Consider the following 24,033-nt stretch of genomic DNA (forward strand, 5'->3'; position numbering starts at 1 on the left):
CAGACAAAGAGTCTTCTTGAGATTATTGAATATTGATTAAAGATGAACCCTACAAAAAATTAAAAAATCTATTAGGAGTTATAGATTTTTTTCTTCTATCAATTAAAGAAATACAGTATGCCAATTGCTCTATCCCTAGTTTAATATGACTCTCGTTTACTTGAGAGATACTTAATCGAAGGAGATTTTCCTTTTTATATTCTGGTAAAAACATTCTAGAGGCATCATCAACATATATATGCTGCTCGTTTAGCATATGAACTACCTGTTTTGCTGTCACATTCTCGGGCAAACTGATGGATAGATAGAATCCTGAAGTCGGTTTAGAAAAATGAGTATTAGCCGGCAGGAATAATTCACATGCTTCTTGTAGGATTTGCATTTTTGTGAGGTATACCTCTTTTATTCTTTTGAGATGGCTATTAAACATACCACTTTTTAAATAGATTTCTAGTGCACCCTGAGAAAGTGCTGAACTATTAAAATCCGAGCTAAATTTATATCGTAAAAAGTTGTTAATCATAATTGCAGGAAGAACGACCGCAGCAATTCTTAGCCCTGGAAGGAAAACTTTTGAAAAGCTTTTAATATAAATCACTCTTCCATAAGGATCAAAAGAAAATAAAGAATCTGATTTGGCATTTGGATCAAGGTCTCCTAATAAATCATCTTCCACTATATATACATCATATTTTTTAGCTAAATCAACGATTTTTTTCTTTTCACTATTCGTGTAACAATGTCCGAGAGGGTTGTGAAATCTCGGAATAATATAGAAAAATTTTATATCATTATTTCGAAAAATGTATTTCAGACGATCAAGATCAATTCCTTCCATCGATAACTCAATTCCAAAAGTAGTAGCTTGATGTAGAGTGACGGACTCAATAAACCCGAAATAAGTAGGTTGTTCAATTAGAATATTGTTTTTGCCATTTGGAAATGGCATAGAAACTAATAAATTTAGGGCTTGCTGTGAGCCTGAAACAACAACTACTCTTTCAGGTTGAGTGAATACCTGTAAATTCTGTAAATATTTCACTAACTGTACTCGTAATGAGTAAAACCCCTGTTGATCAGAGTATGTAAAAAGCTCTTCTTTATATTGTTCAATTGCTTGATTTATACAATGTTGAAATTCAATATAAGGTATCACTCTTTTATCTGGACCAGCAGACAAAAAATCAATCGCTTCTTTTTCTTTCTTCCCATTTTGTAATTCATTAACAACATAGTAGCCACTTTTAGGAACAGAATAAATTAGATGCTCTTTTTCTAGTTCAGTGTATGCTTTAATGACTGTATTTTTGCTACATGAGAAATGCTCAGATAACTGACGAACAGAAGGGAGTTTACTACCTGCAATGAGAGATCCATTTATCAGCTGAAGTTTAATTTCTTCCATTATCTTAAAATATTTTAATCCCATAAATTGATTCTCCTTTAACTGTACCATGACAGATAGGTAAAAAAATGGTTTAACTCAGTGTGTGCACCTATTATTATTTAGATTATATCCGAACGGTATTTTAATAAAAATAAAAAATGGTACAGATATGAGACAAAATATATGGATAGGGGTAGGTAATGATGCAACGAGAAAACAGAGAGAAATTTGGATTATTGTTGGGATTAGTAGGTGTCATTTGTTTTAGCTTAACACTTCCCTCTACAAGTATTGCAGTAGAGTATTTTGGGACTACAGTAGTGGGTTTAGGAAGAACAGTTGTTGCTGCTATTTTAGTAGCTGTGGTATTGATTGTTCGAAAAGAAAAATTACCTTCTCCACTTCAATTCAAAAGTCTTCTTATTGTTGCTGTTGGTGCAGTTTTAGGATTTCCTCTCCTCACATCTTGGGCAATGGAATTCTTACCGGTTTCTCATGGAGCTGTTGAATTGGCCCTGTTACCATTAGCGACAACCGGATTTGCTATGTTTAGAGCAAAAGAAATTCCTTCTCTTAAATTTTGGATTTCAAGTATAATCGGTTCTTTAGCCGTAATTGTGTATGCGCTTCATCTTGGATTCGGTCAACTACAATTTGCCGATTTAGCTTTACTAGCAGCAGTTGTTATACTTGGATTAAGTTACGCAGAGGGTGGAATATTAGCAAAGGAATTAGGTAGCTGGCAAGTGATTGCTTGGGCAATCATGATTGGTGCTCCATTTTTCGTTATTCCAGTTGGACTAAACCTCACGACCGATATGCTTCATGTCCCAATACGTGCTTGGATTAGTTTTATTTATCTAGCCGTTGTTAGTCAATTTCTAGCATATGTCGCCTGGTATAGTGGAATGGCTATGGGAGGAATAGCCCGAATTAGTCAGATACAGTACTTACAACCATTTTTAATGATTCTATTTGCAGCTGCATTTTTAAATGAATCGATCACATTATTCACTCTGCTAATAGCGGTGATCGTTGTCTTTTCTGTTATATTAGGCAAAAATGCTCCAGTATCAAAAAAAGGATCTGTATCAGAGAAAAACTAACTATGCGTTCTAAAGAAATTTAAAAGACTAGAGGAATGAAAGATTATGATTGGTTATGTTTCACTAATAGATTGATAATCGGAAGGAAGGACGTGTCATCGGACAAATGGGAGGATGAAAACTTTCCACCATACGGGAGGATAAAATTTAATATTTATGATGTTGTTACATTATATGGAATGAACTAAAAAGATAATCTAACTATAATTGAGAAACTTGTATCAACCCCATGGTGATTTAATAACTTTGTTCAGAACTCAAATGGACTATATAATTACCACTGGTAGTTAGATTCTTTTCCTAATGGAGGGTGTTAATGTTGCACTCAAATGTTAGCTATAAATCTAACATTTTGAGGTGTTTTTTTATGGCTAAATTTGCGATAGAACAAAATTAGGAGCTGATAATCGTTACGAAAATGGTTATGAGTAATAATTAATACTAAACAAGTTCCAACATTATGTGAGAAAAGAAACTTACAAGTTGTGAAATAAACTTAATCCCTTCTCATTATTGAGAAGGGACTTTTAAAATGAAGGGAGTAATAATTGATGAGTGGCAGGAAGTGAAAATGGAACTCATATTACTACTGATATAGTATATTGTTTGTAAGTTATTCTTGCTTGAGCTATTTTACAAAATGATTAAAAATCCCCTCAATCTAAGAAGGAGTTCCTACACAATATCAGGCAGCAGGAATGCCTTGTATAATTGATCATTAAAATCTTATTTTTTCAATATAGTTGTGAAGAAATCCGAGTACATAAGGCAAATTATATTGTAATCGGGTCAAACGTGAGCAACCAAAGTCCTTTTGCTAATAAATACTCAGGAAAGGGTATATATTTATAAAAATCTATTTGACATATTAAGGAAACTTGTTATACTTGAATTAACTTTTATGAATGGAGGCTTCCGAATGATTGATATCCTATCTTTGAACCGTTAATTTTATACGTTCAAAGGCTCTGCTTATGCTCAGAGAAAATAGGATAGATCTGTCCTTTTTATGGGAAGCCTTCATTATACGATTATAAAAGAGGGTGCTTTATCTTTGCTATTTCTATAACAAAAAATGGTTATTTCTGATTGTTTTTTGTAGAAAAAGTGTCATAAAGATGGATTTAATTGAAGTTTCTATATTTTTGGAGCATAGGCAGATCGCCTATGCTTTTTATTTTTTTACTTTTGTTTACTCGTAATAATAAGCATTAAATGCTCCTGAAAAAATATGATTAAGCGGAGGGATTATATATGACATTTAGTAACGTTGAACATGCACGAGTATGGTTTATTACAGGTGCAAGCAGTGGACTAGGATACGAATTCACGAAAAAAGCATTAGAGTTAGGGGATAAGGTTGTTGGCATCGCTAGAAATATTGAAAAACTGAATGAGTTAAAAGGCCAATATGAAGGAATGTTACTTCCTTTAAGTCTTGATGTTACGAAGAGAAGTGATGTTTTTGCTACAGTGGAAACAGCTATTAAACATTTTGGGAAAATTGATATTGTCATAAACAATGCAGGAAATATGATAATGGGAATGATTGAAGAGTTTAATGAAGATGAAGTAAGAAGTCAAATGGAGACGAACTTCTATGGAGCAGTTTGGGTTTGCCAAGCAGTTATGCCGTACTTGAGGACGCAGGGCTCTGGGCATATTATTCAAATATCAAGTATCGGTGGACTGATCAGCGGTCCTATGTCCGGAATATACAGTGCTAGTAAATTTGCTTTAGAGGGATTTAGCGAGGCTTTAGCACAAGAAGCTGCTCATTTTGGAATAAAAGTAACTATTGTAGAACCCGGAGGTTACTGGACGAATCTTTATTTAAAAATGGGCTTTACTGTTCAGAAAAAAGAATATGATTCATTACGTGAAGAAATGGCTAAACAAAATTCAACCGACTCAGTTGATAGTGATCCTAAGTTGGCAGCCGAAGCTATCATAAAAATGATCAATAGTGAGAATCCACCTCTGCGCTTGATTCTAGGAAGCATTGTCTACGATTTAGCTATTGAAAATGCCGAAAAACGTATATCCACATGGAAAGAGTGGGAATCAGTCAGTCGTTCTGCAGAACATGGTATACCTGCACCAGAAGGGTATGGGATAATTGAATAGAAATTGTAAATAATTATTAACCTTCAAAAACTAAGTAATGTTTAACAATAATCAATAAATTATTGTAGTTTGGATTGTTCGTCCAAAAATGAATTAGCTACAATATACAACAACTCGGGCGCTTTTCTTTAGTGAGAAAGCGTCCTTTAATATGGTTCTTTATAATAATTGTGGATATATTCACTTAAGCGATAGAGGGTCTTTACTTCTATAAGAAATAATCAAACTTTATGATAAAAAGGAATTTTAAACAAAAATAATCGTTATTTTGGTTAATAACTTTTCAAAATAACGGTTTTTTCAATTCCTGTTGAATATGGAGTTAAGAGGTTTGTGGAAAATATCCTGCTTTAATCAATAATTTACTAATGCTCAAAGAATTAAAAATGAAACGTCTTTTAGCTATTCGATCTATTACACTGTTACCACCTTTCCTTTTCCCCTAGTCAATGCAAAAGCCCTGCCGAAATGATAGCAGGAAGCCTTAAGTATCCATTTACTTGCGACTTTTTCGTCCATAATTTTTAAGGTTTTTGTAAGGTTAACATTAATATCGTGAAAGGTTGGTTCGTTATAATAATATAATAAAAGAAGCTACATATTAAAGGGAGTAATTAGTATATGAATATATCCATAAAACAAAAGGAAAGAATCATTTCCTTAGATATTAATTTTGTCATTTGGTTTAAATTCTTTAAGATGGGTCCATTAGGATAAGTATGGCGATTTAGCATCCATTAAGAAGTAATTACACTATGAATGCATGGAATCCAATTAAACAATAATAAAGCAAAACAAGCTGGGTAAATCAGCGAATATTATCAGCGTTTCAATGGATTCAATGTATAAGAGCAAAGGAAGTGTTTTTGTGTCTGTATATACCCTACCAATAATGACCGCTTTTATTATGTTCTGTATATTGGGTTTTCTACTGGTCATTCCTTGGCTGGTATATAGTTATAGAAAGTATGGATATTTCAGTTTTTGGGCTTCCATTGTTTTTTACTCGTTTATTTTCTATATGTTATCAGCACTATTTTTAGTTCTCTTGCCTTTACCGTCAACTAGAAATACATGTGATTTTCAAAAACCAAATACCATTTATTATTCATTAAGACCATTCACCTTTATTCGTGATACATTGAAAAGCAGTTCAATTAGTTGGACACAACCGAGGTCATATATAAAAATATTCAATCAAAGTGCCTTTTGGCAGGCGGCATTTAATTTTCTGTTATTACTCCCTTTTGGAGTATATTTGAGATATTTTTTCCAAGAAAAACGATATTGGAAAAGAGCATTAGCTTTAGGATTTACCCTGTCTCTCTTTTACGAAGTAACGCAGCTTACAGGGATTTACGGAATTTACAAATGTCCCTATCGTTTATTTGATGTTGACGATCTGATGTTAAATAGTACAGGTGCGCTTTTTGGTTTCCTTATTGCTCCATTCATATTGGCTTTATTTCCTTCGAGGGAAAAACTATTGGCGAAAGCGGAAAAAATGCAGAAGATCCATCTAGTTTCACCACTTTCACAATTACTTGCCATACTTATAGATTATATTTTCATTAAAGTGACATTTTCTTTCACAGTCGGACTACTAACATCAAGTGGATTCGTAGAAATGATCTATACAACTGTGGGCTTTGTGGTATTGTACTTTTTTTTACCTCTTCGATGGGGAGGAAAAACAATCGGAACAAATATTATGGGATTTAAACTTTCGAATTTGGAGGGAGATACCCCTTCATGGCAAGCTGTGTTAAAAAGAACTATTGCCTTATATTTACCTTGGCTGGCATCTGAGTTAGTTAACCTACTCGATCACATTACATTAGAAATAGAATCTCACTTTTACGCTATTCATGTGTGGGTAACGATGGTTATCTTCATATTTGTAATCATCATTTGGTTAGCCTTGCTGATTCATGCACTTATCATTATGGCAAAAAAGGGGAAGCGTACTTTTTATTTTGATTTTGTGTCAGATATCATTCCAATGAAGCGATGATTATAAAAACGGCACATCCTATAATAATATGCTCAACTTATAGTAGACAAAAAGGAAGGCATACTAAACTGTCTACTATAGGAGGATTTTTTATGGGGAAAATTAGTGAGACATATTATATTGTATTACCTTAAAGAAAAGGACCGTTGATCTAGACTTTAAAAAGGGGATTGGTTCTAAAACAGTCACAAAGGAATGATGTATTGATCATTCTGCTATACGACACTGTGTTAAACACTTGATCCAGAAAGATTAAGGGGCTAGAGGGAGAATCAAGAAAGGCTAAAGAGCTAGATAAAGGTAGACTGACAATCCATCTCGAAGATCGTAAAGCTAAAATTAATTTTCAAGAAGTAGAGAATGATGTGCTAAAAAAATCATAAAAATGTGAAAGGGGGAATGGAAGAGGTTCCAATTAATAAAAAATTTTATGAAAAAAAGTCCATGTTAAACTATTCTTTTCCTTTGTATGTATATTGGTAGATGTATCCAAAAGTGGCTATTATTATTGGTTAAAATCTCACTAAAAAACAGCTGAAATAGCTGCTTCTAGATTAGCATCTATATTAAAAATCATAAATGAAAAGAAGTAAAAGGAGGAATTAATTTGGAACAACGAATTGATTATTACAATGTAGCACCAGAAGCACTTAAAATGATGATGGAAATGGAAAAGTATACGAAAACTACAGGTATAGACCGTAAACTACGTGAACTTATAAAAATTCGTGCTTCACAAATAAATGGATGTGCGTACTGTTTGAATATGCATACGGCAGATGCTAGAAAAATGGGAGAAACGGAACAACGTTTGTATTGTATTAGTGCTTGGAGAGAGTGTACATTTTACACAGATGCAGAAAAAGTAGCTCTTGAGTTGACAGAGCATGTGACTTTAATTCCGACAAAACGCTTGCCAGATGAGCTTTATCAACGAGTACGTGAATATTATGACGAAAGACAATATGTTGACCTAATTTTTATAATCAATCAAATCAACAGTTGGAATAGAATTTCTATTGCCATGGGAAATACAGCAGTTGAAAATAATAACTCTCAGTAACAACATCTTCTGGTGTTCGTCTCCGATACATTAATTATATTTAGCAATCGGGCGCTTTTCTTTAGTAAGAAGGCGTCTTTTTCTAATAGAATTAGGTCGTTAAGTTAAATATTAAAAGGATTTGAGTCATGTTAAGATAAAGATGAAATGGTGAAGGATTCTAAATAAACAAACGGAGCAGTTTTGTTCAACAAGGGGGAATTTGGACAATGATTGTGGAATATACCTACCTATAATGCACTGCTTTGTATTTCTTATTCAATTATTTGGGGAATTTAGAAAGAAACAACTTGCAGTAGTAAGTTGGAAATAAAAAAGGGGGATGATTATTTGCTTAAAAAAGCTTTTGTTATACTTCTTTTTTCTTCTTTGTTTTTTAGTGCTTGTTCAAAAACAAAGGAAATGCATTTCACTGGGAGAAGTAAAAATTGGTATGTTAATTTTGAAGCTAAAGTGATCGGTACAAACAGCGAAACCACATATTTTACAATAAAGTATAAAGGTAAGAACACCACCCCAAAAAAAATAAAATATCATTTTGAATATCCATCTGGGAAAATGGATGGAACTAGTGATTTAAATAATAGTGGTGTTTTGAAATTAGGTGGACATTCTTGTAGCGGTTGCGCAGTTTTTCACGAAGATGATGTTATTAAGGTAACTATAAATTGGAACGGAGAATCAGAAACCTTCAAATTAAAGAAATAAATAGTGTATAATTTAACTAACTGTTACAATAGTCACAGATCAAGCTGCTATTTCGGTGCATTGCTTATTGAACTATCGGTGCAGGTTAACGGAAAAAGTAAAACAAAAATACATAAACATTCACAATTAATGTGAGTATAAGATTTCAAATAAATTTCTTTTTAGAAAGGTATTTATGAGTAATTATTGTAAATGTAAAATGCACATAAATTCCGAACTTAAGGATTATGTGCATTGTGAATATTGGATATTTATGAATTTGTTTTTAGTGCCTCGTAATAACCTAATTTATGGAAATTGTAAAGTTGATTAATATGTTCCTTCGGATATGCTTCTAATAATTCAAGAATTTCTTTTGTAAATTCTAATGAAGCTGTTCCATTTGCGGTCACAATTTTTCCGTCAGAAACTGCTTGTTCTAATACATAATTCATTTCATTTTTGTAGTTATCTTTTGCATAAGTTTTCAAATCATTAAGATCATTGCTTGTATGCCTTACTTCATTTAACCATCCATTGGCTCCCATAAAGACTGTTGCATCACATATTGCCCCTATTGGAATATCCATAGTAAGTGCCTTTTCCATTATTGGAATGACGTTATTGTTTAGAGGCTTACGCCAAGAGTTTCCACCAATTAGTATTAATCCATAAAAGATTTCCGGTATACTTTTTAAAGTATAATCTGGAAGGACATTTATTCCGCCGATTGACTTTATTACGCCCTCATCTACACTAACTATCTTAGTGATATACTTGTCTGTACTATTTAAAAAAGCTGCTACATAAGACATTTCCCAATCAGCGAATTCCTCTAATACTACGATTAAAATCTCTTTTTTCTCAGTTTGGTTCATTATTAATCACTCCTAATTAAATTATAAAAATTCTATTAATTTGATACTATCTTCAGTATATAATGTAATAGTGACAATTGATGACACAATTAGCAAAAGGGGTGAAAAAATTTGAGTAAAGCAATTAGATTAAATGAATTAAGATTGTATATTAACCGAGTCAAAAAGTTTAAGGTAGATGATTTAGCAAAAGAATTTAATGTTTCAAGAAGAACGATTCTAAGGGATTTAGAAGAACTAAGTATTTTAGGGGTTCCATTAATTTCAGAGGTAGGGGCTAATGGAGGATATCAAGTTTTAGAAGAAAAAAATCTACTTGCAGTCTCTTTTACAAAAGAGGAAACTTTCTCTATCTTTTTTGCTCTTTTGTCTTTAAAACATTTTATTAGCCTGCCTTTTGAATCGGAATATAATTCCATCATTAAAAAATTCTATCTGAACTTAAACGGAAAGATGAAAGATGAAATAGATTTAATTAAAAATAAGATTGATTTTAAAATAGATAATCAGAGTAAAGAAAGTCCATTATTAAAAGATCTATTTATGGCGGTAATTGGAAATGAACCGCTTTGGATTTCTTACTTGGGGGTTAAAAGAGAAATTCAACCAGTTGGATTATTTTCTCAGTATGGAAGATGGTATTGTCCTTCGTATTGTTATCTTAGGAAGGAATTTAGACTTTTTCGTTGCGATCGAATATTAGAAATAGGATTAAGTGCAAGAAATGACAAGATCAATCTAAAAGATACCAACTTAAATGATATTATAAACATTTTAACAAAGAGAAAAGACTATGAGCTTGTTGTGGAATTAACACCTGAAGGAATAGAAAAATATAAATCTAATGTTTCGCTATATTATGAAATAGCAATAGACAGTAAAGGCTATGGAGTCATTAAGGGGTCAATAAGTGAAATAGAATTAGACTTTTTGACTGATTATTTTATACAAATGGGAAAGCATGCAAAAGTAGTTGAACCCATAGAGTTAAGAGCTAAAATAAAAAAGAAAATTTTAGAATTAAGTGATTTATATCATGATTTCGTATAAGAAACACGAATAAAGTCAAAAACCCATACTCATTTCAGATATGCATGCAGTAAATGAAACATACATCAAATAAGTGAAAATGAAAAAATATATCAACTTTGAATGTAAGATTGAATGTGAAATTATATTTAGGAAATTCACTTCACATAATATTTGAAACAACTCCATCTTTAATTTTTAATAGATTTTCATTGACAAAGCGGCAGACATAACTATAGATCTGGCGTTTTTTTAACATTGACCAAAAAATTGTTATTATATACTACAAAATACCTAAAATTTGATTGATTAACAGGAAATTTGAACTATAATAAAGAAAGGAAGGAGTTGCCATATGAATTTAGAATATTTGAACTTGGGAGAAGTTCTTAATTCATTAAGAGTTTATAAGAAAATAGAAATGGTTGATTTAGCGGATAATGTTTGCTCTGTGGAAGATCTAATCCTTTTTGAGAAAGGAAAAAAATACCCTACACTTGAACAATTAGCAAGTTTTGCCGATAAATTAAATGTAGAATTAAATTACTTTTTTGATTTTTCATATACCAGTCATTTTAATTATGTAAAAAGTGTATTTAACCTAATTGATCATTATAAAAAACAAAGAAACTATATGGCAATCTCAAATATTATTAAAACTGAAAAGAATAACCCTATATTCCTTCATGCATCTAAAAGACAATATTTACTATGGCACGAAGGGATCTGTAGCTTTTATCTAGAAAAAAATAAAGAGTTAGCTATTCAATTATTAAGAGATGCAATTAAACTTACTAATCCGTCTATGCAGAATTTAACAGAAAGTGAAATAGATATTCTTGCCAGTATAGCAATAATAGAAAAAGATGATAACAATTATTATGAAGCAATTAATCTTTTCGAAGAAGCAATTAAAAATATGGACCAATTACCATATTTAATTGACTCTAAAATCAGAATAAAAATTCTCTATTCATATGCACAGGTACTAACCAAGGTAGGGGAGTATTTAGACTCTATTACTTTTTGTAAATTTGGCATTCAAACTTGTATCGATAATGAGGTGAGCTACCAGTTTGCAGATCTTCATTATCAGATTGGGGAAAATTACATAAAAATGGGGAATATCGATTCAGGTATTGAATATATGAATAAAGCTTCTTTCTTATTTGAAACATATGAAGATCATGAATATGCTGATCTAGTAAAAAATGAAAAAAAGAAATTACTAGGCTCATTGACATATTAAAAAAAATTATGGAGGGAATTTATATGAAAAAACTAGTAGCAACATGTATTTTATCATTGGGAGTAATTGGATTAGTTAATGTAGGTGGAAACTCACATACGATAGCAGATCTACCTTCCCGTCATGTAAAAACTATCCAACAAGATAGTATTAACTTAGCGGATCTTCCATCTCGTCATAACATTAATTCAGTTAGTACGTTTATGGATCTACCTTCTCGTCATTAAAAAGAAAATATTAAAGCCATTTCAAATTTTATAAAGTAGAAAGACAGGGACTTTTTCTTATTATTAGAAAAGTCCCTGTTCTACATTATGTTTGGAACTTTTATCATTCCATTTCAGAAAAATAGCAAGTGGTTTTTGGTGGTATATTGTCCTTGTAATCTTAAAAGGTTGGTTCGCTAAAGTCCTTGTAACTGGTTTTTTTTAAGGGAAGGATATTGGATGAATTTGATACTTGTATAGTTAGAGGTAGAAAAAAAGAGCGAATGCATCCCCAAAAGGAGAAAACCGCGTGTTCAAGGTAACGAAAAGCTATGTTCTCCATCACAATAGATTATACCTATCAGGCTATACTTCAATTGGAATCGATGGAGATATCCATAAAAAGGTACTTGGTACTTTATCAGATACATCGGAGAAATGCTCCATTACTTGGAATAACGAGAAATTTATAGAAGGTTGTTTTCATATAGTTTGTTGCATTTGTAAAAGCCTAACTGCCGCTTTTTACACCCAATAAAGGATTCAGGGATTCTTATGAAGTTTGTAGCACTTTTCGCAGTGAAATGTAAATGTGTAGTGGTTTCAGCAGCTAGTTATTCGTTAAAACTTCAACTTGCTTTTTTGTGTCAAAACAAAAAAGGACTTAATTACATTATCGAATGGATTAAACAATTAAATAACGTTACGATTCTCATAGATAAACTGCTTAGTAAGTTCTTAGAGAACATTGGGGCAAAATCAAAAAAAGAAGCCATTTGTGATTATTTTAATACATATCACAAATGGCTTTATCTTTAGAATAGTCCTGCTTCCTTTGCAGCAGCAAAACTATTTCTAGCAAATTCTTCCGCAGACATGCCTAAATTCTCCCAATGTATATACATTAAACGTGGTTCTTCAAAGAGCCAATGGTTATGAAAGGCCGTTACGATTAGGCCTCTTTTCCGTAATGCGGCAATCATTCGATTGAGTTCTTTTTGGAGAACTACTGATTCACCAAGATTTAACCCATTATTTTCAAAGGATAACATAAACGGGAGTGCAAGCGGTGAACGCGTGCGGCGATCTAAAATAGTAGCATTAATATCACGAAGGCGCATGATAGTACACACTGGTGCAGCTGAAATAACTTCACCGCCGATAATATCTGCTAGTCGTTGGCATGTTGAAGCAGTTATATTCCTACTAGCACCACGATCTGTACTTCTCATACGTTCGTTGGAGTGTCGCCCCATAGGATTTGAACTAGATTCAATATCAAAATCCATCTGATTGCTCCCGAATGAGCTTGGATCGATATCACGATTAACATATCTGAACCAATTTTCAAAAACGTCGCGTCTTTCCATTAAATCACCTCCATGTCGTAAACCTAAGAAACATAATCTTAGAAAAGTCTAGCTTCTTTGGCAGCTTCAAAACTATTTACAGCAAACTCAAATGGATCTCCAACGTTTTCCCAATGCATATACATTAACCGTGGTTTCTCAAATAGCCAGTGATTATGGAAAGCAGTTACGATAAGGTCTCTTCTTTGTAAGGCAGACATCAGAGCATTAGCTTCTTTTTGAAGGAGTACCGTTTCCCCAAGGTTAAGGGTGTTTCCTCTTACATTGTTTTCAAAGGAAAGAGCAAATGGAAGGGCTAAAGGGGACTCGGTTTGCCGACCTAAAATCGTAGCATTAATATTTCGCAGCCGCTGAACAACGCATGCTGGGGATGAAGCGATGACCACACCTCCGATAATGTCGGCTAATTGTTGGCATGTTGAGGTCTTCATTCCCCCATCAGAATGCCGGTGGCCATTTCTTTTTGCAGGACGCCATACACCTTGTGGACCTGATCCCATTTCATGATGAAATTCATTTCCTGACAAATCTATCACCTCCTTATAAGTTGTTCACTTAACATTGTATTCAGGATTAATGGACAAGTATGGATTATTGACTCACGACAAAAATCTTTTTTTAAATCAATTTTGAGTAATGGTGTTTCTTTAATTTAGATTCAGCTAACTTCTTTTAGCCAATAGGAAAGAGGCGCAAAGGTGTTGCATCAATCCAAGTGATTAACAAAAAAAATTCTATTCCATTTCAAAATGTTGCTATATTCAGGTGTTTCTTTTAGGAAAAAATAGCTCTTGTTTGGATCATTTATGGTGAATAAGATGGAAATTCTATTAAATTAAGAAGTGTCAAAAAATAAGCTATATTTTTAAAAATGAAAAATAAACTTATTAAAAAAATTATTGACTTATCTTCTTGAATCAATATATAATGTGAAAAATAATAATTATACGTTCGGCATTGAAAGGAACACGAGTAATGTGTGATCTCCCTGTTCAAGAGAGCTGGTGGTGGTGCAAATCAGTACAAAGATCAACATGAATTACAATCCTGGAGCTTCTTTTTCGAAGCAAAGAGTAGTCTTTGTGAAGGAAAAGACGGTCAAATGATCGTTAACAAAATCGAGAGGTGAACAAGTACGTTCACAACTAGGGTGGTACCGCGACAAGTTCGTCCCTACTGGAAAACCAGTAGGGACTTTTTTATTATCAAAATTTAATACGAAGCAAGGCAAAGAAAGGCAAAGAAAGGAAGCAAGTAGTGGATGATCTCCCTGTTCAAGAGAGCTGATGGTGGTGCAAATCAGTACAAAGATCAACATGAATTACAATCCTGGAGCTTCTTTTTCGAAGCAAAGAGAAATCTTTGTGAAGGAAAAGACGGTCATATGATCGTTAACAAAATTGAGAGGTGAACAAGATTGTTCACAACTAGGGTGGTACCGCGACAAGTTCGTCCCTACTGGAAAACCAGTAGGGACTTTTTTATTATCAAAATTTAATACAAAGCAAGGCAAAGAAAGGCAAAGAAAGGAAGCAAGTAGTGGATGATCTCCCTGTTCAAGAGAGCTGATGGTGGTGCAAATCAGTACAAAGATCAACATGAATTACAATCCTGGAGCTTCTTTTTCGAAGCAAAGAGAAATCTTTGTGAAGGGAAAGACGGTCGTATGATCGTTAACAAAATTGAGAGGTGAACAGGTTTGTTCACAACTAGGGTGGTACCGCGAAACAATCGTCCCTACTGGAAAAACCAGTAGGGTTTTTTTTATTTTTATAACCATTCAAATCAATGCAAAGGAGGTGATGTAATCAAGTATATACTTAGGTTCCAATAAAAATTTTTACTTAAAAATCACGAATATTCATTATAAATATCAGGAGGAAAGAATATGACAACGAATAAATTAACGCAATTACGCAACAAAATTGATGAGATTAACTTAGAAATTTTAAATCTATTAAACGAAAGAGCAGAGGTCGTCCAGGAAATTGGAGAGGAAAAGAAGAAACAAGGTGTTACTCGTTTTGATCCTGTTCGTGAACGAGAATCACTTGACTTAATTATTAAACATCACCACGGACATTTCAAAACATCAACCATTCAACATATTTTTAAGGAAATATTTAAAGCAAGCTTAGAGCTTCAAGAAGACAATAGTCGAAAAGTATTGCTAGTGTCCCGGAAAGCGCATCCTGAAAATACCATTGTTGAAATTAATGGTGAAACAATTGGTGATGGAAAACAAAGATTTATTATGGGACCATGTGCGGTTGAAAGCTATGAACAAGTAAGAGAGGTCGCCATTGCTATGAAAGAGCAAGGCTTAAGTATCATGCGTGGTGGTGCATTTAAGCCACGGACATCACCTTATGACTTCCAAGGTTTAGGGGTAGAAGGTCTGAAGATTTTAAGAGAAGTTGGAAATGAATTAGGAATGTCGATTGTTAGTGAAATTGTTTCACCTAATGATGTAGAGCTTTCACTAGACTACGTAGATGTCATTCAAGTTGGGGCTCGCAATATGCAAAACTTCGATTTACTTAAAACAGTTGGAAAAGTGAATAAACCCATACTTTTAAAACGAGGACTTTCTGCAACGATTGAAGAGTTCATCCATGCAGCAGAGTACATCATTTCACAAGGAAATAATCAAATCATTCTATGTGAGCGTGGGATTCGCACTTATGAAAAAGCGACAAGAAATACGCTGGATATTTCGGCCGTGCCTATATTGAAAAAAGAAACCCATCTCCCAGTCGTAGTCGATGTGACACATTCGACTGGAAGACGAGATTTACTGCTTCCTACTGCGAAAGCGGCGTTGGCCATTGGTGCCGATGCAATTATGGCAGAAGTACATCCAGATCCAGCAGTGGCACTATCAGATGCAGCACAGCAAATGGATATACCGCAGTTTAATGAGTTTATCCAGGAATTAAAAACGTTACAAGAAAAATTAGCGTAAAAGCATTTTAAAAATAGATTAGTAGATCCCTGCGGTTCAGCAGGGATGAAAGGAGGATTACGACATGAGACATATTACAGCAGGTGAATCACATGGTCCGCAACTGACAACGATTATCGAGGGGATACCCGCGGGGATGCCTTTAACTACAGAGGATATTAATCATGAACTCGCCCGCCGCCAAAAAGGCTACGGACGTGGAAGAAGGATGCAAATTGAAACTGATATGGTCAATATCACTGGAGGTGTTCGCCATGGATTCACATTAGGATCACCGTTATCCCTTGTCGTCGAAAATAAGGATTGGAAGCATTGGACAAAAATCATGGGAATTGATCCTTTAATTTTGGAAAATCAAGAAGAAGTGAAAAGAAAGGTAACGAGACCAAGACCAGGTCATGCTGATTTAGTTGGTGGGATTAAGTACGGACATCGCGATATGAGAAATGTTCTAGAGCGTTCCTCAGCACGAGAGACAACGGTTAGGGTTGCAGCAGGAGCAGTTGCTAAAAAACTCCTTACCCTGCTTGGAATTGAAGTTGCCGGACATGTTTTAGGAATTGGTGGAGTGAGAGCAAATCCACCACAATATGAAAATATTCAAGAATTACAGCAAAAAACTGAAGAATCACCCGTTCGCTGCTTTGATGAACAAGTGGAAAAACAAATGATAGAGGCTATTGAACAAGCGAAAGCGAATGGCGATTCAATTGGAGGTATTGTAGAGGTCATAGTAGAAGGCATGCCGATTGGTGTAGGGAGCTATGTTCAATATGATCGGAAGTTGGATGCGAAAATTGCCCAAGCAATATTAAGTATTAATGCCTTTAAGGGTGTTGAGTTTGGACTAGGCTTTGGGATGGCGAGATTACCAGGCAGTGAAGTGCATGATGAAATTATCTGGAATGAGGATGAAGGATATGTTCGTTCGACTAATAGATTAGGAGGCTTTGAGGGAGGAATGACTACAGGTATGCCGATTGTTGTGAGAGGGGTAATGAAGCCGATTCCTACTCTATATAAACCGTTGAAAAGTGTTGATATAGATACAAAAGAGTCATTTTCAGCAAGTATCGAACGCTCCGATAGCTGTGCAGTTCCAGCCGCAAGTGTCGTGGCAGAAGCGGTTGTTGCTTGGGAGCTAGCCGCTGCGATAACCGAACAATTTTGCAGTGATCGTTATGAGTTATTGAAGCAATCCATTGAAGATCACAGAGTATATGCTAAGGGATTTTAACATGGATGTCATTCATGTTTCGACCGCATCGAAAAACTATCATGTTTATTTAGGAAGAGAAATCCTCGGGAATTTAAAGGATCATTTAACCGAGTTTTCAAAGCTATGGATTATCACTAATACGGATTTAAAGGAATTGCATCTCGACACACTTACGAACCATCTTCCTAATATAGATAGCCATATTTATATAGCTCCCAACGGTGAGAATGCAAAAACATTTGAGATTTATCAAGATTGTATTTCATTTGGAATGAATCACGGGATGGATCGTCATTCGGTTGTTTTAGCTTTTGGCGGTGGGGCAATTGGTGATTTAGCAGGGTTTGTTTCCGCCACTTATATGAGGGGCATTGCTTTCATTCAGCTTCCTACCACTATTTTGGCTCATGACAGTGCGGTCGGAGGCAAGGTAGGGATTAATCATCCATTGGGAAAAAATATGGTTGGCGCTTTTAAGCAGCCAGATCTAGTTATCTATGATACTCAATTTTTAGCAACATTATCCATTCGGGAAAAAAGAAGTGGATTTGCGGAAATCATTAAGCATGCCATCATTTCAGATCCATTATTTTTACAGGAATTGATAACTGAAATAAAATCACTCAAAGATCTTACTGCATTTCCTTTACAAAGATATTTAAAAAAAGGCATTGAAACCAAGGCAAATATTGTGAAACAGGATGAAGTGGAAAAAGATATTCGCTCCTATTTAAATTTCGGTCATACCCTCGCCCATGCCTTAGAAGCGGAAGCTGGGTTTGGTGAATTAACTCATGGTGAAGCTGTCTTGATAGGAATCGTTTATGCATTGAACCTAAGTATGCAAATCTATCCATTTGCTTTTCCTTATGAAAGCTTTATCAGTTGGCTAGAGGAATTGGGGTATGAGTGGAAAATTCCTGAGAATTGTTCATTTGAGGCAATCTTGGAGTGGATGGTTCGAGATAAAAAATCTATTAGAAATGAACCTGTATTTGTTTTGCTGCAGGATTTAGGAAACCCCGTTAGGCAAAAAGTTAATCAAGAGTTACTCAGAAAAACTTTTTTAGATTTACAAGTTAACAATAAGGAGTGTAGTCAAAATGAAATGGAAAGAACAAATGCATCAACTACATGCATATCAACCCGGTAAATCAATTGCTGAAGTGAAGACTCATCATACGCGACATTCGATTATCAAATTAGCTTCAAATGAGAATCCATATGGTTATTCACTAAAAGTAGATCCTGCATTAAAAGAATTTGGCGGTACATTAAATATTTACCCAGATGGAAAAGCTAGCAAACTAAGAGCGGACACCGCCTCACTTTTAGAGGTTAATCCGAATCAATTAATTTTTACAAATGGAACGGATGAATTAATCCAAATCATTTCAAGGTCTTTAATACAACCTGGGAAAAATACAGTAATGGCTACCCCTACTTTTTCACAGTATAAGCATAATGCAGTGCTAGAGGGTGGGGAGGTTCGAGAAATCCCATTAATAGATGGGATTCATGATTTGGACAGAATGCTATCAGCCATCGATGAAAATACAACCGTGGTATGGGTATGCAACCCAAATAATCCAACGGGAACTTATATTGCTATCGAGAAACTTTGGACATTTTTGAAGAAAGTTCCTAACGATGTATTTGTAGTACTGGATGAGGCTTATTTTGAATATGTGGAACAGCCAGGTAATACGATCGAATTGCTTGAGGATTTCCCTAACGTAATGATTACGAGAACGTTTTCGAAAATTTACGGGCTTGCTAGTTTACGAGTGGGATATGGGATTTCATCTGTCGACATTATTCAAAAATTAGAAGCGGCCCGCCCACCATTTAATACAAATGTTCTTGGCCAAATGGCTGCTGCCGCGGCAATAAGCGATCAAGAATTTGTAAAGGAATGCTTTCAAAAAAATGCGACTGAGAGGGAGAAATATTATGCTTTTTCCTTAGACAATGGGCTAAAAGTTTATCTTTCAGAGGGGAACTTTGTATTAATAGATTTTAAATGGGATGGGGACGAAGTTACAAATTTTTTATTGGAAAAGGGAATTATCGTTCGATCCGGCAAACAATTAGGATTTCCAACATGTGTGCGGATTACGATTGGTTTAGCAGAGCAAAATGAAAGAGTCAGAGAGGCAATTAAGGAATTTATAAAAGAACGCTCAATAAATGGATAGTAATGATGGAGGTTAATGATGAAAGGAAATGTATTAATTGTAGGGTTAGGATTAATCGGTGGATCACTTGCCCTTACAATAAAAAAACAGCATCCAAGTGCAAAAATTTATGGTTTAGATATTCATCAACATGAAATAGAAAAAGCAATTGAACTCAACACTATTGATGAAAAAGTGGATTCTTTACAGCAAGGAGCAGAACTTGCCGACTTAATCATTTTATCAACACCTGTATTAGAACTGAGAAAAATAATGAAACAGTTAGCAAGCATGACATTGAAAGAAAATGTCATTATTACAGATACAGGTAGTACAAAAGGGGAGATAATGGAGGCTGCTAATGAGGTGTTTAATAGAAAAGTAACCTTTATTGGCGGGCACCCGATTGCGGGCTCTCATAAAACCGGAGTAGAAAATGCCGATTTACATTTATTTGACGGTGCGTACTATATTCTTACGCCTTCCCCTGAAATCAGTAATAATAGAATAAGTGAATTAAAGAATTGGTTACGAGGTACCAATGCACGTCTCCATATTCTCGACAAGGATGAGCATGACTATATTGTAGGAATGATTAGTCATCTTCCACATTTAATGGCTGGAGTATTGGTGAATCAAGCAAAAAAACATGCTACAAAAGAACCCCTTATCCGTCAAATGGCAGCAGGAGGATTTCGTGATATAACAAGAATTGCCTCAAGTAATCCAAGCATTTGGAGCGAAATCGTTATGGATAACCGCCGTAATTTAATGGAATTAATGGAGGATTGGATGAATGAAATTCGTAATTTAACTACTGTTCTACAGACTGGTGATGAACAAGCGATCCATCATTTTTTTGAAGGTGCAAAAGAATACCGTGATTCTTTACCAAGTCATGTTTAAAGGTTGATCAATGAATTCAGTGAAAAATAATAGCAGGAGTGAAACTAGTGACAGTAAAAGTAGTAAGGAAAACAAAAAATGGTCTTAATGGAACGATAGCTGTTCCTGGGGATAAATCGATTTCCCATCGAGCTATTATGTTAGGTGGAATTGCGAACGGAAAAACGGTGGTGAAAGGATTTTTGCCAGGAGAAGATTGTTTGAGTACGATTTCGTGTCTAAGGCAGCTTGGAGTAAACATTTTGCAGGAAGGGGATTATGTAGAAATTGATGGGAAAGGGACAGAGCATTTAAGGGAGCCTACATCTGTACTTGAGGTTGGAAATTCGGGAACAACTATCCGATTGTTATCGGGTTTACTGGCAGGTTTGTCTTTATACGCTTGCTTGCAAGGGGATTCTTCCATTGCTAAACGACCGATGAATCGAATTGTTGAACCATTATGGTTAATGGGCGCGAAAATGGATGGACGTCAAGATGGTAAGTATACTCCACTCACCATTAATGGAAGAAGTTTGCATGCTATTGATTATACAATGCCAGTTGCTAGTGCACAGGTTAAATCGGCAATCCTACTTGCAGGCATTCATGCAATAGGAACAACTTCTGTTACGGAGCTTCATTTCTCAAGAGATCACACTGAACGCATGCTCAAGGCATTTGGAGTAACGATACACCGAAGTGGTAAAAAAGTAACTATTGCGGGGAAGCAGAGCCTAACCGCCACAACAATTGATATACCAGGAGATATATCGTCTGCAGCATTTTTCTTAGTAGCTGGTTCTATTATACCTAATAGTCATATTACCATTCAAAGAGTTGGAATAAATCAAACTAGAACGGGGATCATTGATGTTTTAGAGAGGATGGGGGCTTCTATTAAAATAACAGGCAAGCAGGAACAATCATTCGAGCCATTTGCCGATTTGGAAGTTAAATTTGCCCCTTTAAAAGCAACGGAAATCGCTGGTGAAATGATTCCTAGGTTAATCGATGAAATTCCAATTATTGCTCTTGCAGCTACCCAAGCAGAAGGAACAACCATTATTAAGGATGCTAGTGAACTAAAAGTGAAAGAAACTAATCGTATTAATACCGTAGCTGAGGAATTAATTAGAATGGGTGCACATATTGAAACAACTGGAGATGGGTTAATTATTCATGGTAGAACCCCATTGAAAGGGGCTTACGTAAACAGCCGAGGAGATCACCGTATCGGGATGATGCTCTCCATTGCAGGATGTCTTGCTGATGGAGAAACGGTTATTGAAAATAGTGAAGCAATTAAGGTGTCATATCCAACTTTTTTTGAAATACAAAGCAAGCTTCAAGAGATAAATTATACGGTTATGGATAGAATCTTTTTTTATTTTTCATTTATCTAGGTCTATGGAATTGCTCGTTAATGGGTACATAAATCCATTAAACCTGCGTATTTGCTACACGTTATTATAAGTAACTTCAAATGGTGTCCCTTCAATACGTATCTTAATGAACTCTCGCAATCTATAATTTATCCATATAAGGAAGTTGATTACTTTACTATATATTATAAAAAATGATCTAAAGCCGTATATAAATGCCAGGCCATACTATTACATAGATTAGCATATACATTGACTAAAAAGTATACTATAGTCATTCGATTAAAGGTGAAAACCTATTTTTACTGTTATAAATAACAATAAAGTGAAATTTTCTATAATTACAAATATTTATATACAATTCCATATTTACATACTATAATCCAAATGAAAGGAATTGAATAGAACAAAAAAGGAGATTGGAGCAAAGTTCAATGTATTTTCTCTAATCATAATACTAAGTGTAGTATAGTTTGTTGCCTAAATAGCAACAATGTTTGAGAAAAGAGCCATACTAAAAGAGCGGAAATTAAACTTTTTAACTGAACTTGTACCTTCTCTCAACCCGCAAGTTTCAATCATATTTTTTTATAAATATATGTTCACTCGAAAGGAATGAACTTGATGTCTAGAGAGCAGAGAGACAAACTTCAGTCAAAAGAACAGTCAAAAAATCCAGGAGCCATACTAAACAATACTTTTGCAAGAGCACTTACTGGATCTCCAGACGGTGGTTGTTTAATAAATTTACTATCATTAGTAATGATAGTAATACTAATTTTCATTGTAAAAGCATGTACAAATTAATATAAGATTGTATGGAGGAGCACCCCCTATGCCTACGATTCAACATTGTACATATATAAAAGTAGATAGAAAAAAGATTTATGAAGTACTTACATCTGCAGACGGATGGAATGCTTGGTTTACGGATGATACAAGGCTGGATATTAGACCGGATGGAACTGGGGAAATCAAATTAAGATGGTCAAAGTTCGGAATTGATGAAAGGGATATGGAAGATGGTGGAGCAATCCTAGAGGCTATCCCGAATCAACGTTTTGTATTCCAGTGGTCCCCTGTGAAGGGAAAAACGATGGTTTCTTTTAAACTGATAGATTATAAGAATGGGACTCTAGTCCAATTAGATGAAATAGGATACGTCAATACTGAGCATGATATTGTAGCTTGTATAGATTGTGCAATTGGTTGGGGGGAAGCATTAACTTTATTAAAAATTTACTTGGAATATGGAATTGTTATTAAAAACGATTTGTGTTGATAATCATAAAAGGATCGCACTGAATAATATTTGGAGGGTTGATTTTGTTAAGTTATTATAGCAAGCTTTCATCTGAAGTATATGATTTGGATAAGCCAATAGGTCATTCATTTGGTGATATTGAATTTTATAGTAAAAGACTTGCATCTATTAGTGGGCCAATACTGGAACCAGCAACTGGTACAGGACGGATTCTTATTCCTCTTTTAGAAGAAGGATTTAAGGTGGATGGATTTGATATTTCAAACGAAATGTTGACTATATGTCGTGAAAATTGTCTTAAAAGAGGTTTGAATCCAAAGCTATTCGAGGCTAAAATGGAAAGCTTTTCGCTTGAAATGAAATATGAGGCAATTATTATTCCATCTGGAACATTTTTATTACTACATGAAAGAGAAAGGTCCATTCAAGCATTACATAATTTTCATCGACATCTAGCAGATGGTGGGAAATTAATCATTGATATTTTCTTACAAACTGAAGTTGATTTAGGAAAAGTTTCTACAAGAACATGGACCTGTAAAAACGGAGATGTGATTACTTTAGAAACAACTAATGTTGAGGTAGATTATATTAATCAGTATTTTATCTCACATGGACGATATGAGAAATGGAGAAATGGTACACTCATACAAACTGAATTGGAGCGCTTTCCCTTAAGGTGGTATGGAATAGAAGAATTCAGACTTTTATTAGAGCATATTGGCTTTGAGCATATTGTCGTTTCTGAAAATTATCAGTTTGGTAAATATCCGGAAAACCCTAATGTACCAGTAACTTTTGAGGCAGTAAAAAGAGAATAATTGAAAATAAGGAGAGATTTTGGCTATCAAAATCTCTTTTTGTTTTCTTCTATTTTAATGAACAATACATCGTTCCTACAATCTCGAATGGACTCTTAGTCAGTAATTTTTCATTATTTATATACGAGAATAAAGTTAATAAATTGTTTAAAAGGGTAAGATACTAAATAAGGAGTTGATGGTATGTATAAATCTCAAGAA

General features: G+C 34.4%; 21 protein-coding genes and 3 other annotated features. Of the genes, 17 read left to right on the forward strand and 4 right to left on the reverse strand.

The annotated features are described in order from the left end of the window. Nucleotides 1-49: 49 nt before the first annotated feature. Nucleotides 50-1,429, reverse strand: coding sequence for an aminotransferase-like domain-containing protein (locus tag NST63_RS11820; protein ID WP_341042196.1), 1,380 nt, complete (start codon nucleotides 1,427-1,429; stop codon nucleotides 50-52). A gap of 161 nt (nucleotides 1,430-1,590) precedes the next feature. Between NST63_RS11820 and NST63_RS11825 the strand changes: the two genes are divergently transcribed. The 5 genes from NST63_RS11825 to NST63_RS11845 all read left to right on the forward strand — a co-directional run bounded on the left by NST63_RS11825 (nucleotide 1,591) and on the right by NST63_RS11845 (nucleotide 8,405). Further along, the gene (locus NST63_RS11825; protein WP_341042198.1) at nucleotides 1,591-2,493 is read left to right on the forward strand and encodes a DMT family transporter; all 903 of its coding nucleotides are present in this window, start codon (nucleotides 1,591-1,593) and stop codon (nucleotides 2,491-2,493) included. A 1,254-nt stretch (nucleotides 2,494-3,747) separates the two neighbouring features. Then, a complete protein-coding gene (locus NST63_RS11830) occupies nucleotides 3,748-4,620 on the forward strand; it encodes an SDR family oxidoreductase (RefSeq protein ID WP_341042199.1) in 873 nt (290 codons plus the stop codon). An 868-nt stretch (nucleotides 4,621-5,488) separates the two neighbouring features. After that, a complete protein-coding gene (locus NST63_RS11835; RefSeq protein ID WP_341042200.1) occupies nucleotides 5,489-6,634 on the forward strand; it encodes a VanZ family protein in 1,146 nt (381 codons plus the stop codon). A gap of 607 nt (nucleotides 6,635-7,241) precedes the next feature. After that, the gene (locus NST63_RS11840; RefSeq protein ID WP_212945272.1) at nucleotides 7,242-7,697 is read left to right on the forward strand and encodes a carboxymuconolactone decarboxylase family protein; all 456 of its coding nucleotides are present in this window, start codon (nucleotides 7,242-7,244) and stop codon (nucleotides 7,695-7,697) included. A 330-nt stretch (nucleotides 7,698-8,027) separates the two neighbouring features. Beyond that, nucleotides 8,028-8,405: a hypothetical protein gene (locus NST63_RS11845; protein WP_212945273.1), complete on the forward strand. Its 378-nt coding sequence runs from the start codon at nucleotides 8,028-8,030 to the stop codon at nucleotides 8,403-8,405. 251 nt (nucleotides 8,406-8,656) lie between these two features. Here NST63_RS11845 and NST63_RS11850 read toward each other — a convergent pair whose 3' ends face one another. Next, the gene (locus NST63_RS11850) at nucleotides 8,657-9,262 is read right to left on the reverse strand and encodes a DJ-1/PfpI family protein (protein WP_212945274.1); all 606 of its coding nucleotides are present in this window, start codon (nucleotides 9,260-9,262) and stop codon (nucleotides 8,657-8,659) included. Between the two features lie 111 nt (nucleotides 9,263-9,373). Between NST63_RS11850 and NST63_RS11855 the strand changes: the two genes are divergently transcribed. The 3 genes from NST63_RS11855 (at nucleotide 9,374) to NST63_RS11865 (ending at nucleotide 11,767) form a co-directional block, all read left to right on the forward strand. Next, complete coding sequence (locus tag NST63_RS11855; RefSeq protein WP_341042201.1) at nucleotides 9,374-10,312, forward strand: helix-turn-helix transcriptional regulator; 939 nt, start codon at nucleotides 9,374-9,376, stop codon at nucleotides 10,310-10,312. Between the two features lie 334 nt (nucleotides 10,313-10,646). Then, complete coding sequence (locus tag NST63_RS11860; protein WP_341042202.1) at nucleotides 10,647-11,540, forward strand: helix-turn-helix domain-containing protein; 894 nt, start codon at nucleotides 10,647-10,649, stop codon at nucleotides 11,538-11,540. 23 nt (nucleotides 11,541-11,563) lie between these two features. After that, a complete protein-coding gene (locus NST63_RS11865; RefSeq protein ID WP_212945277.1) occupies nucleotides 11,564-11,767 on the forward strand; it encodes a hypothetical protein in 204 nt (67 codons plus the stop codon). Nucleotides 11,768-12,561: 794 nt separating this feature from the next. On the opposite strand, the gene NST63_RS11870 is transcribed toward NST63_RS11865, so the two are convergent. After that, nucleotides 12,562-13,116, reverse strand: coding sequence for a DUF1259 domain-containing protein (locus NST63_RS11870; protein WP_341042203.1), 555 nt, complete (start codon nucleotides 13,114-13,116; stop codon nucleotides 12,562-12,564). 38 nt (nucleotides 13,117-13,154) lie between these two features. Then, nucleotides 13,155-13,643 (reverse strand): DUF1259 domain-containing protein, encoded by a 489-nt coding sequence (locus NST63_RS11875; RefSeq protein ID WP_242598279.1) that lies wholly within the window; start codon nucleotides 13,641-13,643, stop codon nucleotides 13,155-13,157. Nucleotides 13,644-14,064: 421 nt separating this feature from the next. Further along, nucleotides 14,065-14,294, forward strand: a binding site (T-box leader). A 53-nt stretch (nucleotides 14,295-14,347) separates the two neighbouring features. After that, nucleotides 14,348-14,576 (forward strand) — a binding site (T-box leader). 53 nt (nucleotides 14,577-14,629) lie between these two features. After that, nucleotides 14,630-14,858: a binding site (T-box leader), on the forward strand. 146 nt (nucleotides 14,859-15,004) lie between these two features. Here NST63_RS11875 and NST63_RS11880 point away from each other — a divergent pair. The 9 genes from NST63_RS11880 to NST63_RS11920 all read left to right on the forward strand — a co-directional run bounded on the left by NST63_RS11880 (nucleotide 15,005) and on the right by NST63_RS11920 (nucleotide 23,832). Further along, nucleotides 15,005-16,081 carry a bifunctional 3-deoxy-7-phosphoheptulonate synthase/chorismate mutase gene (locus NST63_RS11880; RefSeq protein WP_078110234.1) on the forward strand — a complete coding sequence of 359 codons (1,077 nt, stop codon included), beginning with the start codon at nucleotides 15,005-15,007 and terminating at the stop codon, nucleotides 16,079-16,081. Between the two features lie 64 nt (nucleotides 16,082-16,145). Beyond that, complete coding sequence (aroC, locus tag NST63_RS11885) at nucleotides 16,146-17,318, forward strand: chorismate synthase (protein ID WP_212945279.1); 1,173 nt, start codon at nucleotides 16,146-16,148, stop codon at nucleotides 17,316-17,318. Between the two features lies 1 nt (nucleotide 17,319). Continuing rightward, nucleotides 17,320-18,453, forward strand: a complete 1,134-nt coding sequence (gene aroB / locus NST63_RS11890) for a 3-dehydroquinate synthase (RefSeq protein ID WP_341042205.1) — start codon at nucleotides 17,320-17,322, stop codon at nucleotides 18,451-18,453. Then, nucleotides 18,404-19,498, forward strand: a complete 1,095-nt coding sequence (hisC, locus tag NST63_RS11895; protein ID WP_212945281.1) for a histidinol-phosphate transaminase — start codon at nucleotides 18,404-18,406, stop codon at nucleotides 19,496-19,498. The genes aroB and hisC overlap by 50 nt, the downstream gene beginning before the upstream one ends. 18 nt (nucleotides 19,499-19,516) lie before the next feature. Continuing rightward, nucleotides 19,517-20,383 (forward strand): prephenate dehydrogenase, encoded by an 867-nt coding sequence (locus NST63_RS11900; RefSeq protein ID WP_212945282.1) that lies wholly within the window; start codon nucleotides 19,517-19,519, stop codon nucleotides 20,381-20,383. Between the two features lie 47 nt (nucleotides 20,384-20,430). Beyond that, nucleotides 20,431-21,768: a 3-phosphoshikimate 1-carboxyvinyltransferase gene (gene aroA, locus NST63_RS11905; RefSeq protein WP_341042210.1), complete on the forward strand. Its 1,338-nt coding sequence runs from the start codon at nucleotides 20,431-20,433 to the stop codon at nucleotides 21,766-21,768. A 603-nt stretch (nucleotides 21,769-22,371) separates the two neighbouring features. Then, the gene (locus tag NST63_RS11910) at nucleotides 22,372-22,554 is read left to right on the forward strand and encodes a hypothetical protein (protein WP_212945284.1); all 183 of its coding nucleotides are present in this window, start codon (nucleotides 22,372-22,374) and stop codon (nucleotides 22,552-22,554) included. 28 nt (nucleotides 22,555-22,582) lie between these two features. After that, complete coding sequence (locus NST63_RS11915; RefSeq protein ID WP_212945285.1) at nucleotides 22,583-23,029, forward strand: SRPBCC family protein; 447 nt, start codon at nucleotides 22,583-22,585, stop codon at nucleotides 23,027-23,029. Between the two features lie 44 nt (nucleotides 23,030-23,073). Then, entirely contained in the window at nucleotides 23,074-23,832 is a 759-nt protein-coding gene (locus NST63_RS11920; RefSeq protein WP_212945286.1) for a class I SAM-dependent methyltransferase, read from the forward strand. Nucleotides 23,833-24,033 lie beyond the last annotated feature (201 nt).

This window comes from Heyndrickxia sp. FSL W8-0496 (genome assembly GCF_038007825.1).
In the GTDB taxonomy this organism is placed as follows: Bacteria; Bacillota; Bacilli; order Bacillales; family Bacillaceae_C; genus Heyndrickxia; species Heyndrickxia oleronia.